This is a genomic window from Natrinema pallidum DSM 3751, from assembly GCF_000337615.1.
Lineage (GTDB): Archaea > Halobacteriota > Halobacteria > Halobacteriales > Natrialbaceae > Natrinema > Natrinema pallidum.
In genome coordinates this window covers 11,816-28,785 of sequence record NZ_AOII01000110.1, presented here as the reverse complement: position 1 = coordinate 28,785, position 16,970 = coordinate 11,816, and the positions used below count along the sequence as shown (strand labels likewise).

The 16,970-nt window shown below is 62.0% G+C and carries 13 protein-coding genes; 6 read left to right on the top strand and 7 right to left on the bottom strand.

Annotation, left to right across the window (positions count from 1 at the left end; translation table 11 throughout):
* Positions 1-16: 16 nt before the first annotated feature.
* Positions 17-2,449 carry a heavy metal translocating P-type ATPase gene (locus C487_RS18325; RefSeq protein WP_049908272.1) on the bottom strand — a complete coding sequence of 811 codons (2,433 nt, stop codon included), beginning with the start codon at positions 2,447-2,449 and terminating at the stop codon, positions 17-19.
* Between the two features lie 774 nt (positions 2,450-3,223).
* Between C487_RS18325 and C487_RS18320 the strand changes: the two genes are divergently transcribed.
* Together C487_RS18320 and C487_RS18315 are read left to right on the top strand one after the other, a co-directional pair.
* Positions 3,224-3,955: a DDE-type integrase/transposase/recombinase gene (locus C487_RS18320; RefSeq protein ID WP_083864674.1), complete on the top strand. Its 732-nt coding sequence runs from the start codon at positions 3,224-3,226 to the stop codon at positions 3,953-3,955.
* 528 nt (positions 3,956-4,483) lie between these two features.
* The gene (locus C487_RS18315) at positions 4,484-4,984 is read left to right on the top strand and encodes a hypothetical protein (protein ID WP_006187340.1); all 501 of its coding nucleotides are present in this window, start codon (positions 4,484-4,486) and stop codon (positions 4,982-4,984) included.
* Positions 4,985-5,379: 395 nt separating this feature from the next.
* On the opposite strand, the gene C487_RS18310 is transcribed toward C487_RS18315, so the two are convergent.
* The 3 genes from C487_RS18310 to C487_RS18300 all read right to left on the bottom strand — a co-directional run bounded on the left by C487_RS18310 (position 5,380) and on the right by C487_RS18300 (position 6,853).
* Positions 5,380-5,940: a class I SAM-dependent methyltransferase gene (locus C487_RS18310; RefSeq protein ID WP_006187339.1), complete on the bottom strand. Its 561-nt coding sequence runs from the start codon at positions 5,938-5,940 to the stop codon at positions 5,380-5,382.
* Between the two features lies 1 nt (position 5,941).
* Positions 5,942-6,382, bottom strand: coding sequence for a DUF302 domain-containing protein (locus C487_RS18305; protein ID WP_006187338.1), 441 nt, complete (start codon positions 6,380-6,382; stop codon positions 5,942-5,944).
* 210 nt (positions 6,383-6,592) lie between these two features.
* Positions 6,593-6,853 carry a hypothetical protein gene (locus C487_RS18300; protein ID WP_049908271.1) on the bottom strand — a complete coding sequence of 87 codons (261 nt, stop codon included), beginning with the start codon at positions 6,851-6,853 and terminating at the stop codon, positions 6,593-6,595.
* A gap of 349 nt (positions 6,854-7,202) precedes the next feature.
* Here C487_RS18300 and C487_RS22115 point away from each other — a divergent pair, with 349 nt between their 5' ends.
* Both C487_RS22115 and C487_RS18290 read left to right on the top strand, forming a co-directional pair.
* Positions 7,203-7,766: a M20/M25/M40 family metallo-hydrolase gene (locus tag C487_RS22115; protein WP_006187336.1), complete on the top strand. Its 564-nt coding sequence runs from the start codon at positions 7,203-7,205 to the stop codon at positions 7,764-7,766.
* A 178-nt stretch (positions 7,767-7,944) separates the two neighbouring features.
* Complete coding sequence (locus C487_RS18290; protein WP_006187335.1) at positions 7,945-8,853, top strand: universal stress protein; 909 nt, start codon at positions 7,945-7,947, stop codon at positions 8,851-8,853.
* Positions 8,854-8,864: 11 nt separating this feature from the next.
* Here C487_RS18290 and C487_RS18285 read toward each other — a convergent pair whose 3' ends face one another.
* Positions 8,865-9,938 (bottom strand): hypothetical protein, encoded by a 1,074-nt coding sequence (locus C487_RS18285; protein WP_006187334.1) that lies wholly within the window; start codon positions 9,936-9,938, stop codon positions 8,865-8,867.
* Positions 9,939-10,119: 181 nt separating this feature from the next.
* On the opposite strand from C487_RS18285, the gene C487_RS18280 reads away from it, so the two are divergent.
* Positions 10,120-11,376 (top strand): cation:proton antiporter, encoded by a 1,257-nt coding sequence (locus tag C487_RS18280; protein WP_006187333.1) that lies wholly within the window; start codon positions 10,120-10,122, stop codon positions 11,374-11,376.
* A gap of 36 nt (positions 11,377-11,412) precedes the next feature.
* On the opposite strand, the gene C487_RS18275 is transcribed toward C487_RS18280, so the two are convergent.
* Entirely contained in the window at positions 11,413-12,969 is a 1,557-nt protein-coding gene (locus tag C487_RS18275) for an ABC1 kinase family protein (protein WP_006187332.1), read from the bottom strand.
* Positions 12,970-13,117: 148 nt separating this feature from the next.
* Complete coding sequence (locus C487_RS18270) at positions 13,118-14,191, bottom strand: CNNM domain-containing protein (RefSeq protein WP_006187331.1); 1,074 nt, start codon at positions 14,189-14,191, stop codon at positions 13,118-13,120.
* Between the two features lie 155 nt (positions 14,192-14,346).
* Between C487_RS18270 and C487_RS18265 the strand changes: the two genes are divergently transcribed.
* Positions 14,347-16,932 (top strand): calcium-translocating P-type ATPase, PMCA-type, encoded by a 2,586-nt coding sequence (locus tag C487_RS18265; RefSeq protein ID WP_006187330.1) that lies wholly within the window; start codon positions 14,347-14,349, stop codon positions 16,930-16,932.
* Positions 16,933-16,970 lie beyond the last annotated feature (38 nt).

Here is a 16,970-nt window from a genome sequence, read left to right as displayed (position 1 = left end):
TAAAAAGCCGACTCGATCACTTCTGTTCGGACAGCAGGGATCGGGTTGAATTCGTGACGACTAGCAGACTGCTTCCGGCCATCGCGAGTGCTGCAAAAAGTGGATTCAGGAGATTCATAATTGCCAGTGGGATCGCGATTGCGTTGTAGCAAAACGCCCACGCGATATTGCCCTTCACGCGTCGGTTCGTCGCTCGAGCGAGTTCGAAGACCGTATCGACGGATGCGAGATCGTCATCGACAAGGGCGACGTCCGCGGCATCAGCGGCCATCGCAGTACCACCTCCCAGAGCGATTCCAAGATCAGCAGCAGCCAACGCCGGTGCATCGTTGGTTCCATCCCCGACCATCACTGTTCGTCCCGTTTTATTAAACCGCTTGACAGTCTCCGCTTTTCCCTCTGGAGGAACACCCGCAAACACGTCATCGACAGCCGCGTGTTCTCGAAACTGCTGTGCCGCTCGAGCGTCGTCCCCAGTCAGCACGACGACATCCTTTCCGTCGTCCGAAATCGATGCTACTGTCTCATCCCAGGCCGTTCGCAACTCATCACCGACGACGATAACGCCTTCTGCGGTCCCGTTGCGACCGACAGCGACCGGAATTCGTCCTGTTTCACGGCTATCAGTAATTCGATTGGTGATGTCCGCAGGGACTTCCCAGCCCTGATCGCGAAACAGGTCCGGATGGCCGACAATGATCTCATCCCCGTCGACGATACCCATTACTCCGTTCCGGTGACTGTCAAAAGAGTCAATGCGACTGTCCTTGGCATTGGTGTCCGATACTGACTCGGTCGCGCCATCGTCGGAGACCGACCGTTCAGCGGCGATGGCTTTACCGATCGGATGCGACGAGCGCTCCTCGAGAAGTGACGCTTTCTCGAACACCGCCGCCTCAAGGTCACTCTCAGTAACAGTCATTTCACCCGTCGTCAGCGTGCCCGTCTTGTCAAAGATAACCGTATCCGCATCACGGAGTCGCTCGAAGATGCTATCATCGAAGATGACGATCGAACGCTCTAATGCGTCGCGGATCCCTGCAGCGACTGCAAGCGGCGTCGCCAACCCGAGTGCACAAGGACAAGAGACAATCAACACCGTGAGTCCGATGAGAAGGGAAGAAACACCATTCCCGAGTAAGAGATTCACACCTGTAACAACGACTGCGAGAGCAAGAACAACCGGCACGAAGATCGTCGCCAGCTTGTCCGCGAGTTTCTGAATGCCGTGGGAGTCGCTTTGGAGATCCCAGACGAGTTCGGAAATTCGATCAAGGCTACTCATCGCGTCGTCTCCAACGCGGACAGTCACAGCACCGTCCGTCACCATCGAACAGCCGACGACGGCATCGCCCGCTGTCTTCCGGACGGGAAGCGACTCACCGGTGACAACTGCTTCGTCAACGGCTGCGTCACCATCGACGATCTGTCCGTCGACAGGAATCCGTTCTCCAGACCGGACTAACACATGATCCCCGGCTTCGAGATCGTCGACTGTGATGTCTTCGTACTCCCCATCCTCACGGACCCGACGGGCCTCGTTGACTTGGATCGACGTCAGGTCGGAGAGGCGCTCGGTCGCCTCTTGTTTGATCGATGATTCATAATAGTTCCCAACCGTGACGATAACGATGATCGCGACGGTCACGTCGTAGTAGATGTGCTTGTCACCGAACACGATCGAGAGCGTACTGTAAAGATATGCGCTCACGGCCGCAATTGCGACGAGCAGATCCATATTCGGAGACCGTGTCCGAATGCTGACGTACGCACCCTGTAAGATCGGCTTTCCAGTCACGGCTAGAATAATCGTCGTAAGCGCCGCAATAACGACGTAGAACGGAGTGGCGACAGAACTCGCAAGTGCGCTTTCGAAGAACTCTGTGACCCGCTCACCGTAAAACAGGCCGCCAAAATACGTCGGGTAGATAATAACGAGGTACTGTAGCATTACAGACATACCCATGAGGACGCCAACCGCAACTCGTCCCATCTCCCAATTGTTCGCCCTCCGGCGGCTAAACGTATCGTCACGGGAATAGGCACTATAGCCGAGTCGGCTGATCTCGTCCTGGAGAGTCGCCGTCGAGACACGATCCGGATCGTGATCGATTCGAACCGTGTCGGTCACATAACTCGAGTTGGCAGCACTGACGCCGTTGATCGCCGTCGCGGCCGATTCAATAAACGCTTCACAGGTCGCACAGTGCATCCCGTCGACTTCGAGAAACGTTGTTTCATGCTCCTGCGGGACCGCTTGATCAGTCCGTGACTTATCCTGTGCTCGGCGAACGTCTTCGGTGTCGATATCGTCGATATCACCAAGGGAATTATAGACATCCCGACAGCCGGGACAGCAAAACTGATTTCCGTTCTCTACGATCGTGCTCCCGCTAACGGGGAGATCACAGAGCGTGCAGCCGGGTTCTGATGTAGTACGATCAGACATTCACTGACTATTGATGGGAGTCGCTGTGATTTACTGTGTGTCGATGTCACCACGACTTTTAGCCATGATCGCTTGCCGAAGGCTAAGTGGTCTATATTATCGGCAGCCATTTAACACGTTTATGATATTCCAAAGGCCAGCCGTTCTCCGTTGATGAGCAGAATCAAAAAGCAGTGAGTTAGCCCAGCAGTTCCAAACAGTGGTTGAAATCCAATACTGTCAACAAACACTCGAGGAGGTCATACAAAATCCGCGTAAACGTTCAACTCTGGAATGGCTGCTTCTAATTCGATTATATGGACTCTGGTGAATCACCGGTCCGCATCGGCTTCCGGTGTGAAATTGCGACTCAAACCGTTGTGGTGAAACGCTTCTCAGTATACACTCGAGCGATCCGTGGAACCGGAGCGAATGAGGGCTGTTTGTCCGCTCCCAGGAAGGATGAACCGATGTAGCAACAGCGACAGATGCGGAGACGCCACAGTCTCGGAAGCGAGGGATTGTCGGACGACCGAGCGCAGCGTGTCCCGAACGCCGAGCTGTCCAGCACTCGTGAGCAGGCAGGAGACGTTCGCCGGCACTGTCTAGTTGAGTCAGTTTGAGAAGTGAGCAGGTCATTGAGTAACTTGCCGAGAGATGCTCGCAGACCTGCTCAGTGAGAGCTATGACGCGGATTTAGAAGAATCGTGGGAGAACGAGCGGACGGCGACGCCCGTCAGGGCGTTCGCCGTCCGCCTCCATCAGACCGGTTGCTCGCTTCGAGAGACAACAACGATTCTCGCTNGGACGGCGACGCCCGTCAGGGCGTTCGCCGTCCGCCTCCATCAGACCGGTTGCTCGCTTCGAGAGACAACAACGATTCTCGCTGAATTAGGCGTTGAACGCTCTCATGGGGCCGTCTGGAATTGGGTGCATCGGCTGGTTGACAGCGGCTGCGACCCGCCTGAGGCGCAGCTGAAGCGGGTCGCGGTTGACGAGACCGCTGTCAAGATAAACGGCGAGTGGTCTTGGTTGTACGCTGCAATGGACACCGAGACAAAACTGATTCTTGACGTCGCGTTATTTGGTCGGCATGGCACTGATCCGGCGACTGCATTTCTGCATCGACTCGACGAGAAACANTACGCTGCAATGGACACCGAGACAAAACTGATTCTTGACGTCGCGTTATTTGGTCGGCATGGCACTGATCCGGCGACTGCATTTCTGCATCGACTCGACGAGAAACACGATCTCTCCGAGGCTGAGTTTCTTATCGATCAATTCGGCTATCGGACTGCCCTCTCTCGAGTAGGATTGAGTGATCAGGTCAACTATACCGACCGAAACTCCATCGAAAAGTGGTTTCATACACTCAAAATGCGGATCGACCGCTTCCATAATTCGTGGGTGGGCAGTCGGTCGAGCGTCCGCGAGTGGCTTGAACAGCTCATGCATTACTACAACCGTCAGAGACCGCATCAAGCTCTCGACGGAAAGATGCCAGTTGAGGAGGTGCTGAACTAGACAGTGCCTACGTCAGTAAACCAGTTAGAGAACTAGATGTCAACGACGTTCATAAAGTCCTACTGTATGGCCGGTGCTGTCCGGACGCTGAGTAAGCGTTATTCGTTGATCCTGCTGAGCCAGCGTGGAACGGTGTGTAGACCTTGTCTTGATATCCAAACTTGCAGAAGAACATGCGTCAGTTCCATCGTAACGCATAATCAGAGATGAGTTCCAATATTGGATTAAGGACATGTGTGCAGCATAGACATTCCGCATGTGTTTACCCCCATAGAGTTCCTGGCTGAGCCACTGAGACGGCTGAAAACAGCACCCTCTATTTGATTTATATATCTCTCAGNACGGCGGTCGAATTTTACGGATTTCTAATTGAATTCCCCGATTTTGAACCTACTGTCCTCCTGCGATTTCTGGGGGTAAACACATACGACATTCCTAACAGACATTGACCTGATTCGCTCAATAGAGGCGACAACTTTCGGGCCACAATAGATTTATCACTAATGGTGTGGAATTATATTATACGTCATGTCCGCCTTCAACTCCAATAGTCCTATTAAGAGACGAGTAGCCGAACCCGTCCTCGCCGTCCTTACGATCTTCTTGGCGACTGGGATAGTCAACGAATCAGTGATTCTTTTCAACACTATTCTCGAACTGCTTTGGTTTCCAGTAGCGATACTCGTTCCGGGTCTTCTTGCCCTTTCCGTTCTGGTCGGTATGCTGGCACACGGAATCCGACTCAGTTCGACAGTTCTCGGTTCCGGAAATCGAATCCAGCCCGGTGACACGGCGATCACTCGGGTCCTCGCCTCAATTGTGCTCGGAACCCTTGCCGCGTTCACCTTGTTATGGGTCGTTGCAAGCCTGTACATCCACTATCTGGCGGACACGGGCGGTGTTTCCCCCTCAATTTGGGCACTACTGTTTGGAGGGGGACTTGGTGTCCTCGTCTTGTTACGGGCTGTGTTCTTTCAGTTATTCCCAGAAGGGCCATTCTCTCGGTTGCGTGGTCCGTCTGTTGAGTGATCCAGTTTCCAGTATCTATGCACCGGTACTGCAGCTTTCATAATCAATTATATTAGTATTAGATATAATATTTGTATCGGAAACAGAACCTCCATTTCGTGTGCATCAACTGGAGTTCTGCTGTGCGGCGGTGAGGGTGCCGCGCTGTGATTTTTTGGCGCTGTCGCCTTGGCGACACCCAGAATCCACCCCGTCACACCTTTCGACAACTCCGTTGTCCAACCACAGCCACCTCAATCGAGAAGGAAAACTGCCGTGCACCGGCTAATTTCGAATACTAGTACTATCCGTGACGTATCGGTGTGTCGATTCGAGCGACACGGGCGACGCGAGCGCGTCTCGCTCGTCGGTCCTCGAGACGCGTGGCGACTCGAGACGGGAACCTCGCCGCCCCCTCACTCGAGGGTCGCGATCATCAGGAAGGTTTCGGGGCGAACGGCCTGGTGTTCGATCGAAAACCCGGCATCGCAGAGCGCCGCTGCCGCTTCGGCGGCGGTGTAGCGCTCGTCGACTGGCGGTCCGTCCGCGCCGGAGCCGGTCGCCGCCCAGTCGACGATGACGAGTCGGCCGTCGGACGCGAGGACCCGTCGAACCTCCGCGAGTGCGTCGTCGCTCGCGAACTCGTGGTAGGTCATCGTCGCGAACGCGGCCTCGAGTGCGCCGTCGTCGAACGGCAGGTCGCTCACGTCGCTGGTCACGAGTTCGACGTTCGCCGGCACGCCTTTCTCGCGGTAGTACTCGTGCATCGCCTCCTGAACGTCGACCGCGTAGACCGCGCCGGCGTGGGGCGCGACATCGTCGGTGAAAAAGCCGGTCCCGCTGCCGAGGTCGGCGACGGTGTCGGCCGGCGAGAGCGAGAGCGCCCACAGCAGTTCCTCGGCCGAGACGAAGCAATATCGCTGCCCGGCCCGTTCCAGCTTGTCCGCTCGCTCGGCGTCGAACGTGTGGTAGCCCATGCTACAACTCCTCGAACGCGGCGTCGACGAGGTCGCCCGTCTCGGCGACGATGTCCGCCATCTCCTCGTCGTCCGGTGCCACGCCAACGAGCCGCGCGATCCGCATGATCGAGACGTGATAGACGCGCTGGCGGCCGGGTTCTTCCTCCCAGACGACGACGTTGCACGGGAAGAGCGCGCCGAGTTTCCCGTCGCTGGCCGCGAGCGCTCGGTCCGCGACCGCAGGGTTACACGCGCCGAGGACGTAATACGGGTCGCGGTCGGCGTCGACCTTCTCGTTCAACAGTTCCGACGGGGAGAACTCGACGGGAACGCCGAACCCGGCGTCGGTGAACACCTCGCGGACGTGTTCGATCGCCACCTCGTGGTCCATCTCGAGGGTCGTCTGTGTCGCACCGATGTCGTCCGGATCGATCTGAGCGGGGTCGATAGGCAACGTCATTCGTGTACAGTATTGGGCTCGCAACGAAAAGAACTTCCGGATTTCGTCGCCAGCACGCGGCAACGGCGTGTCGTTCGTTGTCGGGCGACGGTCAGGTCCTCGATGTCGCAGGGATGCCTCCTCGACGCGGGCTGCAGTTGACTGGCGATTCGCTGACCCGATCGGCATCACGAACAGCGTGGGGCAAGCAGCCGTTGCGTGGTGCAGTCGCTACGGTCGCAACGGCAGGCTGGTTCTTCCGTCCGAGCGCATGACCTCTCTGTTGCGGTCGGGCCACTCCAGTAATCGCTCGCGAAGCAACTCTCCGTCGGCTGTTTTCGGATCGTACCCGCCGATTTTGGCAGTAAGCGTCAAGACGATCCAGCCGCCGTACCCGAGAACGACGGTCACGCCGGTCAGTACGACGACCGAGACGATCACCCTTCCGAGACGCGTTCCGAAACCCACGTCCGAATCAGTTGCCGATCCCATTGATATCACACTAGTCCGTACTACCGTTGACCTCAAAAGTGGAACGTCCGTTCTCGCCGTAAGTATCGCGACGCGAGTCGTTGCCGAGCGACAGTTCCGATTTCGATCGGACGATGTCCGTTCGTCTCGCTATACGGACCGGGAAATACAGGAATCGAACACGGCCGAATCGCGGATCTCGAAGGACCCGCCGGAATCGCCGATCGGTCACGAACGGGGACAGTCCACGGGGAGAACCATAGTTGTATAATATTGGGAATTCCACAAGATACTTTAGCCGAGGTCGCCTTACGTCCTCGAGGCGTCCGTCGTCGATCACCGCACGGCCCTGATCGCCCGCACACTCGACTTGCTGACCGTCGACACGTCGAACCCGCCCGGCGACACGCGCGAACTCGTCGCCCCGCTCGAGGAGTACTTGTCCGAGTTCCCTGTCGGGGTGGAGCGGGTCGCGGTCGATCCGGCGAAGCCCACCCCCCTCGTGACGTTTCCGGGTGCGAGCGATCGAACGCTGCTGTACACCGGCCACCTCGATACGGTGCCGTTCGATGCCGACACCTGGTCGTCCGACCCCCTCGGGAACGCGACGACGACCGACTCTACGGGCGCGGCGCGACGGAAGAAGGGCGCGATCGCCGCGGTGTGCTTCGCGATCCGCACGTTCGCCGAGACCGGTACCGAACCGCCCATCGATCTCGCGGTCGCGTTCGTCAGCGACGAGGAAGTCGGAATCGACCGGATCGAAGATCGCGTCTGCCTGCTCGCCGGCCGGCTAGCGGACGGGGTCCCCGCCGACCGCCTGCGCAGTCCGCCGACGCCTGGTCGTCACGGTCCGACCGCGAACGTGGAGGGCCGAGGACGAACTCCACGATACGGAGGTCGGTCAGCATCGCTGCTCCGAGTGCGCCGATGACTGTGGCGGAGTCGGAACGTATCCGTGCATCGGTCGTTCCGCGCTTTCGAGGGTTCCCCTCCCGTTTATTTCGGACTCCCACGTATCGGACACGCATGGAACGCTGTGAGACCGATGGACGATCGGGACGGGCAAGAATCGGACGCGACCTCTGGAACGGGACGGAGGGCGGCCGAGCATGACCACACCCGGGACGGACACGACGTTCGATCACCTGCTCTTTCCTACCGACGGCAGTGAGGGTGCGGCCGTCGCGCTCGATCACGTCCTCGATATCGCCGCCGACCACGGGTCGACGGTTCACGTCCTCACTGTGATCGATATGGCGCTGTACAGCCCGTTTCAGCGGGAGGGTGCCGTCGTCGACGCCCTCGAGCAGGAGGGCGATCGGATCGTCCGCGATGTCGCTGACCGCGCGGCGGACCGTGGAGTCGAGACGGTCACCGAGGTCGAGTCCGGAGATCCGTATCAGGCGATTATCGACTACGCAGCGGCACACGATATCGATCTCACTGTCATGCCGACGCACGGACGGCGCGGACTCGAGCGGTTCCTGCTGGGGAGTACCACCGAGCGAGTCGTCAGACGCGCGGACGGCCCCGTGCTGACGATCCGGCCGGACGCTGAGACCGCGGTCACGTACCCGTACCGACGCGTGCTGGCTCCGACCGACGGCAGCGAGTGTGCGAAGGACGCGGTCGAGATGAGCGTCGACATCGCGGGCACGACTGGCGCAGCGTTGCACCTCCTTACCGTCGTCGACGCCGTCAGCGTCGGTGTTGACGTCCGCTCGGAGATCAAGACGGCGATGCTGGAAGCGGCCGCGGACGAGATCCTCGACGAGGCATCGTCGATCGCCGAAACGAACGGCGTCGAACCGGCCGCCGAAACGGTCGCGTATGGGTCGTCGGTCACCGAGGAGATCCGATCACAGATCGAGGCTCACGACATCGACCTCGTAGTCGTCGGGACACATGGCCGGACGGGCTTCGATCGGTACGTACTCGGCAGCATCACCGAGCACCTCATTCGAACGGCTCCGGTTCCCGTCCTGACGGTTCGCAAATCGACGGCGGCGGACTCGTAGTCGCGTTCGTCTCAACCGGGGACGACCACCAACGCGAACGGAACGGCGACGAGCATCGCGACGAACACCGCAAACGTGCGATTGTTTTCGAGGAGGGCGTTCTGAACCTCCTCGAGAAACGCGTAGTAGGCGTCGTAGACCGAGAGTGCTGCGATCGTACTGACGGCCGCCGCGCCGAAGAGGAGCAGGACGATCGCGATCCCCGCACCGGACTCGAGGATGAGAGCGACCAACAGGGTATCGGTGAGCGTTCCGAGACTGGCACCCATGACGTACGGGACGATCTCGTCTCGACGGATGTACCCCCGATTGTAGATCGGGACGATGACGCCCATCGAGAACGCCACGCTCGTTGTTACGGCGGTGACGGCGAATCCGAGACCGAGCGACAGCCAGCGGTGCTGGAGGAAGACGAACACCTGCTCTCTGAGCCAATCGACGGAGACACGGTTTAACAGGGTATCTAACAGGTGAAAGCTCCCAACGAGAACGAGCATCGCCACCAGGGCGCTGGGGGCCGCGCCCAACTGGTCGATCATCGCGGTTGTGAGCGGTTCGAAAAGACCGACGCCGCCCGCGCGACCGTCGATGGGCACATCGCGTGCCCACGCACTCCGCTCGGTCACCCGGATCACGGCCGTCCCGATCACCGTCGCCGGGGCGTAGATCGTCACATTGACGAGGAACGTCAATGTCCCGAGCCGCATCGCTTCGGGGAGCGAATACGACGGCGCGCGGAGGAACTCCAGTGCGCCGATCAGCAGGATGATCCCCGGAGCGCCGAGGCGGGAACCCGAAACGAGCAGAAACAGCTCGAGGACGGTAATCAGATCGGCCGAGAACAGCGAAAGAGCGATCGCTGCGACGATCGAGCCGTTCAACAGCACGTACGCGGAGAGCCAGCTCATCCCGACGTACGAAAGCGGGTCCATTTGCCGGGTTAGAACGGGGCGGACGACCGACGAGAGCGTCTGCAGCGACGCGCTCAACAACTGGATGGCGAGGAAAAACGAGACCACCGCGACGCAACCCAGAACCGCGAAGCGAACCGATCGAAACGATACTCGACTTGAACTCAGCTCCATCGGGGCACGGTACAGGAGACGGAGACAAAACAATGTGTGGCCGGGGCGACAGTTCGCAGTACAGCGTGAGTAACCGAGATGCGACCGTGAGACGGCGGCTGGCACCGAGCCGAAGAGACAGCGCCGCGACCCGCTCCGCGCCGCGTCAGCGGTTACCGGTCCGTTTTTCGAGTGCGAATCCATGACTGCCGTTCTCGAGACCCTCGTCCAGGTGTGTGGCCTGCTCGCGATCGCACTGGCGGTCAGAGTCGTCGTCGACGCCTGGCTCAACGTGCCGTACGCGGTGCTCCTCGTTCTGGTCGGGGTCGTGATCTCGCTGCTTCGCATCGACGTCGGCCTCCGGCTCTCGACGGACGTCATCATTGGGTTCGTCCTGCCGATAATTCTGTTCGATGGGGTCATCGAACTGGACCGAACGGCGCTGCGCGAGAACGTCGCGGTGCCGCTCACGCTGGTCGTCCTCGGAATTCCGCTGGCGGTCGTGCTCCTGGGACCGATCATCGACCTCGCGTTCGGGCTGTCGATCGGGGTGTCGCTGTTGCTCGCTGCGATCCTCGTCCCGACCGATCCGGTCGCCGTCCTCTCCGTGTTCGAGGAGTTGGATGTCCCCGAGCGGTTGACGATCGTCATCGACAGTGAGAGTTTGTTCAACGACGGCGTCGCGATCGTCATCGTCGACGTGATACTCGCGCTCCTTGCCACGGGGACGGAGCCGATGTCGAGGCTTGAGATCGCCGAGTTCGTTATCACGGACCTCCTCGTCGTCAGCCTCGGCGGGTTCCTCCTCGGATGCGGCCTCGGATACGGAGCCACGCGGTTCATCCACCGGCTCCCCGAGCGAATGGCGACCCTGCTGGTCACGGTATTGGTCGCGTACGGAAGCTACGTCCTCGCCGAGAGCGGCGGCGTGAGCGGTATCCTCGCGACGGTCGGAGCGGGACTGTTCGTGAAACTGGACGACGACGGTATCGGCCCCGACGCGGTCGAGTTCGTGCGCGATATCTGGGCGGGCGGCGCGTTCCTGCTGTCGACGGTCGTCTACGTACTTATCGGGGTCCAGGTTCCGATCGACACGCTCACCGTTTACTTGCCGGCGGCGCTGCTCGTCGCCGTGTTCGTGTTGCTCGTCCGGGCCGTAGTCGTCTACGTCTTCGTCGGGGCGGTCAACGAAATCGTCTCGAGGCCGCTGCCCCGCAGCTACCAGCACGTCCTCGTCTCGGGCGGGTTACACACCGTAGTCCCGATCGCGCTGGCGCTCGGGCTCCCGCCGTGGGTTCCCCACCGCGAGTTCGTTCAGGCGGTCGTCTTCGGCGTCGCGATCATCGGTGCGCTCGTCCAGGGGACGCTGTTACCGTCCATCCTTCGAGCCATCGGACTCGGGGAACGCGCGACGGGAGTTGCGGAGCCGTCGTCGCGTCGTAACGGAGACAGCCCGTAGCGCCGTTCGGTGAGCGGACGAACGACCGTCGCGCCGCTACCGGTGGACGTATCGCCCGAGAAACGCGACCGCCAGCACCGCGCTCGCGACCTCGAGTGGCTGTTCGTGAAACGTCAGGACGGCGGTGGCGACGATCAGCGCACTGGCGATGATCGCGTCCCCAGCCGCGGCGACCCCACCGTTCGTCGGCTCGATGGGGTCGGTTCTGACGACGAGTTCACCCCGCTCGAGTTGGCCGAAGACGGTATCGAACCGTGCCGGGGCACGTGCCAACGCGGGCGCTGAGTCTTGCAGGTCGGTCCGGACGTCCTCGAGCAGCGCTTCGACTTCGCTCTCGATGACGCCCTGTTCGACGAGGAACGACCGCGTGACGGCGATAAAATCGAACTCCGGATCGAGGGTTCGGCAGACGCCTTCGCCGACCGTCCCGACCCGCACGAGCAACATGACGTTCGGCGGAATCCGAAACGGAAACTCGTGGAGCGTCGCGAAGAGTTCGGTGATGATCTCCCGCCAGGAGACGTCCGCCTTTCCTTCGAGGTTCTCGATGACCAACTCGAGGACCCGCCGGACGGCGACCCGATCGACCGACCGATCGAGCACGTCGAGTGCGATCAGCGTGTTCAACAGGCCGTCGACATCGCGGCGGACGAGGGTCCGATAGAGACTCGTGATATCGTCCTGTTCCTGCTGCGTGAGCCGCTGGCTCATCCCGTAATCGTAGATGACGAGTCGGCCGTCGTCGGTCACCGCGAGGTTGCCGGGGTGTGGGTCCGCGTGGAAGACGCCGTCGACAAGGCCCATCTGCAGGTACGTGCGGGCGATCAGCGTCGCCATCTCGGTCGGTTCGATACCGACGTCGGCGAGCACGTCCTCGTCGGTGATCTTCTCGCCGTCGACGTGCTCCATCGCGACGATGCGCTCCGAGCAGAGTTCGGGGTACGTCGTGGGGACGACGACCCGCTCGTCGTCCGCGAAGTTGTCCTCGATCGTCGCCATGATCGACGCCTCGCGCTCGAAGTCCAGTTCCTCGAGAATGATCTCCTCGAAGTCGTCGGCAACGTTCTCGATCGAATACCGCTGGCGTTCGTCGGCGAACGTCACGAGCAACGGCACGAGTCCCCTGATGACCCGCAGATCGCGCTCGATCACTGCGGCGAGACCGGGACGCTGGACTTTCAGGGCGATCCGCTCGCCCTCGTAGTCGACGGTGTAGACGAACGCGAGCGAGCCGCCGGCGACCGGCTCGAGGGTGTCGAGATCGAGGTCATCGCCGAGTTCCGATTCGACGACCGTCAGCGGATTCCCGCCCGCGTCCTCCGGGACCTCGTCCTGTAACGTGGCGAACGCCTCGACGTACGTCGGGGGCACGATATCGGGCCGCGTCGACAGCACCTGCCCGACTTTGATGAACGCGGGGCCGAGCTCGAGCATCGTCTCGGTGAGCCGGTCGGCACGGTCGCGGTGGACATCGGCCGGCACGTGTCGGGGCGGCCCGAACAGCAGGAACCGTCGCCGATCCCTGAGAAACGCGATCGCGACGGGAAGGAACCGAAGGAGAACCTGCAGGTAGCGGCGATAGTAGCCCGTCATGTATCGGCGACTCGATACGAGATCAATTGCTCGTCCATACCCCGCCTTCGAACACCGGCCACAAATATGGCGGTGACCCGTCGGACGCGACCGTGAGCCGAGCAGCGCTCGGTGCGTCCGCCGGACGAGGCCGCTGACTGTGTCGGCGTCACTGTCGTCCCTCCGACAGGATGTCGGTCCCGTCGAGCGGATCGTCGAAATCGCCGACCAGCGCCTCGAGGGCGTCGGTCGCCGTCAGCAGACCGACGACGTCGCCGTCGGCTTCGACGAGCGCGAGTTCCTGCTGTGCCGCCTGCAGTTCGTCGATCGCGTCGCTGACGTGCATGTCGGCCGGAATCGTCATCGGCGGGGTCGCGATGTCCGCGAACGACACGTCGCCGGTCCGCAGGTCGTCGATCCGGTCGACGACAGTCGGCGCGTAGACGATCCCGACGAACGTCGCGAGCGTCCCCTCGATCAGCGGAAACCGGGTATGGGAACTCGAGCCGATCCGGTCGACGTTCTCCTCGACCGACGCGGTCGTCGAGAGAAACGTGACATCCTCGACGGGGGTCATCTCGTCCGTGACCGGCCGGTCACCGACGGTCAACGCGTTGATGATCTCCTCCCGGCGGTCGGCGGGGACATCGCCCCGTTCGAGGACCGACGCGAGTCGATGCCGGAGTTCGGCCCGCGTCTCGATGATTTTGGTTTCGGTCTCGAGCCACGCACCGGTCATCTCGACCCCGAACCGACGCAGCGTCCACTTCGCGACGGCGTCTCCGAACCAGATCACGGGCGAGAGGAGTTGTGCGAACCAGTACAGCGGCGTGGCACCGTACCTGGCGACGAACTTCGTTCGCTCGACGCCGAGGTAGGTCGGCGTCTGTTCGCCGTGGGTGAGGTGGAGAAGGTTGATGATGACGAACGCGAGGATGGCACCTGCACCCGCGGAGGCGAGTGCGGTGTTCTCGAAGACGGGACGGACGAGCGTCGCGAGGGCCGGTTCGGCGACGATGCCGACGGCGATGCTCGTCCCGCTGATTCCCACCTGACAGCTGGTCAGGTAGATCTCGAGGTCGTTGGTCATCTCCCACGCCCGTCGCAGTCCCGGTTCGTCGAAGGCTGACTCGGAATACTGACGGACCCGGGTGAGCGCGAACTCGATCGCGACGAAGAAGGCGTTCGCCAGGATGAGTCCAATGCCGGCGACCAACCGGACTCCGATTTCGAGCGGTTCCATTCGATCGACGGTTCGCCGGCGGGTCGTATAAAAACGCTGTTACGTCCCACCGGGATGGAACTGCGGCCACCACCGTCGTCGCCGCGGGCCTCCCGCGTCTCAGTGGCTCGGCCCGGCGTGTACAGCTATATGGGTCCGGAATGAACTCCCCGGTAGTGTCCGAAAAGCCACACGAACTCCCGGCCGAGCGCGTCGTCTCCTCCCTCGAGTCCCGAACCGACGGACTGACCGGCGACGAGGTACGGCGGCGACGCGAGGCGCACGGCGAGAACGACATCGTTCGGGGCGGCGGCCGATCGCCGGTCGACATCTTCGTCGCGCAGTTCAACAGCGCCCTGATCTGGGTGTTGCTGGCCGCGGCCGGCCTCTCGGTCTGGGCCGGGCACGCCGTCGACGCGATCCTGATCACGATCATCGTCGTGGCGAACGGGGTCTTCGGCTTCGTCCAGGACTACCGGGCCGAGCGGAGCCTCGAGTCGCTGCGGGAGTTGGCCGCACCGACGGCGACGGTTCGACGCGACGGCGAGGTGCGACCGATCGATGCGACGGGGCTCGTCCCGGGCGATATCGTCGTCCTGCGCGGTGGCGATGTCGTCCCCGCGGACGGGCGGCTCCTCGAGACGTCCGATCTCGAGGTCGACGAGGCGTCGTTGACGGGTGAGAGCGTTCCGGTTTCGAAGTCGCCGTCGCCGGTCGAGTCGGGGACCCCGCTCGCGGAGCGGGCCAGTATGGTCTACAAGGGGACGAGCGTCACCCGCGGGAAGGGTGTCGCGGTCGTTACCGGGACGGGAATGGAAACCGAAGTCGGCGGAATCGCTCGGGAACTCGCCACGACCGAGGCGACGCGGACGCCGTTGCAGGACGAACTCGACGAACTGGGTCGGACCCTCGGACTCGGTGTCATCGTCCTCGCGGCGCTGGTCGCGCCGCTGTTGTTCCTCCGCGGAACGGCCGCGATCCAGGCCGCACTGACCGCGGTCTCACTGGCCGTCGCGGCGATTCCGGAGGGGTTGCCGGCCGTGGTCACGCTCACGCTCGCGCTCGGCGTCCGGAAGATGTCCGCGGAGAACGCGCTCGTCCGGCGGCTCCCCGCGGTCGAAGCGCTGGGTGCCGTCGACGTCGTCTGTACCGACAAGACGGGCACGCTCACCCAGGGGCGGATGACCGTCAGCAGGCTCTGGGTCAACGATGCGGTCGTCGACCTCGACTCGGGGGAGACCGACGGGGACGAGATCGGTGGGGATGGCGTCGGCGACCGCGAGGACCTCCTCCTCGAGATCGGCGCGCTCTGTAACGACTCGACGCTCGAGGACGGCGATCCGACCGAGCAGGCGCTGCTCGCGGCCGCGGACCGCCGCGGACTCGACGTCGACGGGCGTCGGGAATCGAACCCGCGGACCGACGAGGTGCCGTTCTCCTCGGACCGGAAGTGGATGGGAACCGTCCACGACGACATCGGCTACGTCAAGGGCGCGCCGGAAGTCGTCATCGAGCACTGCGATCGGATTCTGACAGCTGCTGGGCCGAAACCACTGACTGACGAGCGCCGCGAGCGCGTCGAGACGACGGTTCGGGCGTTCGGCGACGACGCGCTCCGGGTGCTGGCGATGGCCTACCGCGAACCGGTCACAGATGCCGACGACCTCGCCGACGGGCTGACGTTCGTGGGACTGACCGGAATGATCGATCCGCCCCGTGAGGAGGTCGCCGACGCGATCGCCCGGACGACGCACGCGGGGATCGGCGTGAAGATGGTAACCGGCGACAACGTCCGGACTGCGCGGGCGATCGCCGACTCGCTGGGGATCGGGACCGCCGTGCTCGAGGGCGACGAGATCGAACGACTGGACGACGAAACGCTCCGGGATCGGGTCGACTCCGTCGACGTGTTCGCGCGAACGACGCCGGAGCACAAGGTACGCATCCTCCAGGCGTTACAGAAGCGGGGAAACGACGTCGCGATGACGGGCGACGGCGTCAACGACGCGCCGGCGCTAAAAAACGCCGATGTCGGTGTGGCGATGGGGATTCGCGGGACGGAGGTCGCCAGACAGGCGTCGGACATCGTCCTGTTGGACGACGACTACGCGACGATCGAACGCGCCGTCGAACGCGGACGAGGGATTTTCGACAACATCTGGAAGTTCGTCGCCTACCTCCTGAGTGCGAACGTCGCCGAGGTTGCGATCGTCTTCCTCGCCTCGCTGTCCGGCTACCTCATCCTGCCGGCCGTGCAGTTGCTGTGGATCAACCTCCTGACCGACGGGTTGCCGGCGCTGGCGCTGGGTGCCGATCCGGTCAGCGACGACGTGATGGATCGACCGCCGCGCGATCCCGATCGGAGCATCATCGATCGGCCGATGCTCGGGCTGATCGGCGGCACCGGAGCCGTCACCACGGTCGTCGTCCTCGCGCTGATGTTCTACACGCTCGCTGGCGCTCCCACGGTGACGGCGTACGCACTGACGATGGTCTTTACGGCGTTCGTCTGCCTCGAGTTCGTGAAACTCTACGTCGTTCGTTGGCTGCGCGAAACGCCGACGCTGTCGAACCCGTGGCTCGCAGCCGCCGTCGCGAGTTCGATCGCCCTCCAACTCGGCGTGCTATACACGCCGCTCACTCGGTACTTCGGGACCGTCCCGCTCGAGGTGGCGGACTGGGGACTCATCGGCATCGTCCTCGCCCTGTGTCTCCCAGCGTACGTCGCGGTCGGCGTGCTCGTCCGGCGGATGGATCGGTGATCCCGTCGCGGCCGTAAAAACCGGTGCGGGCGATTCCG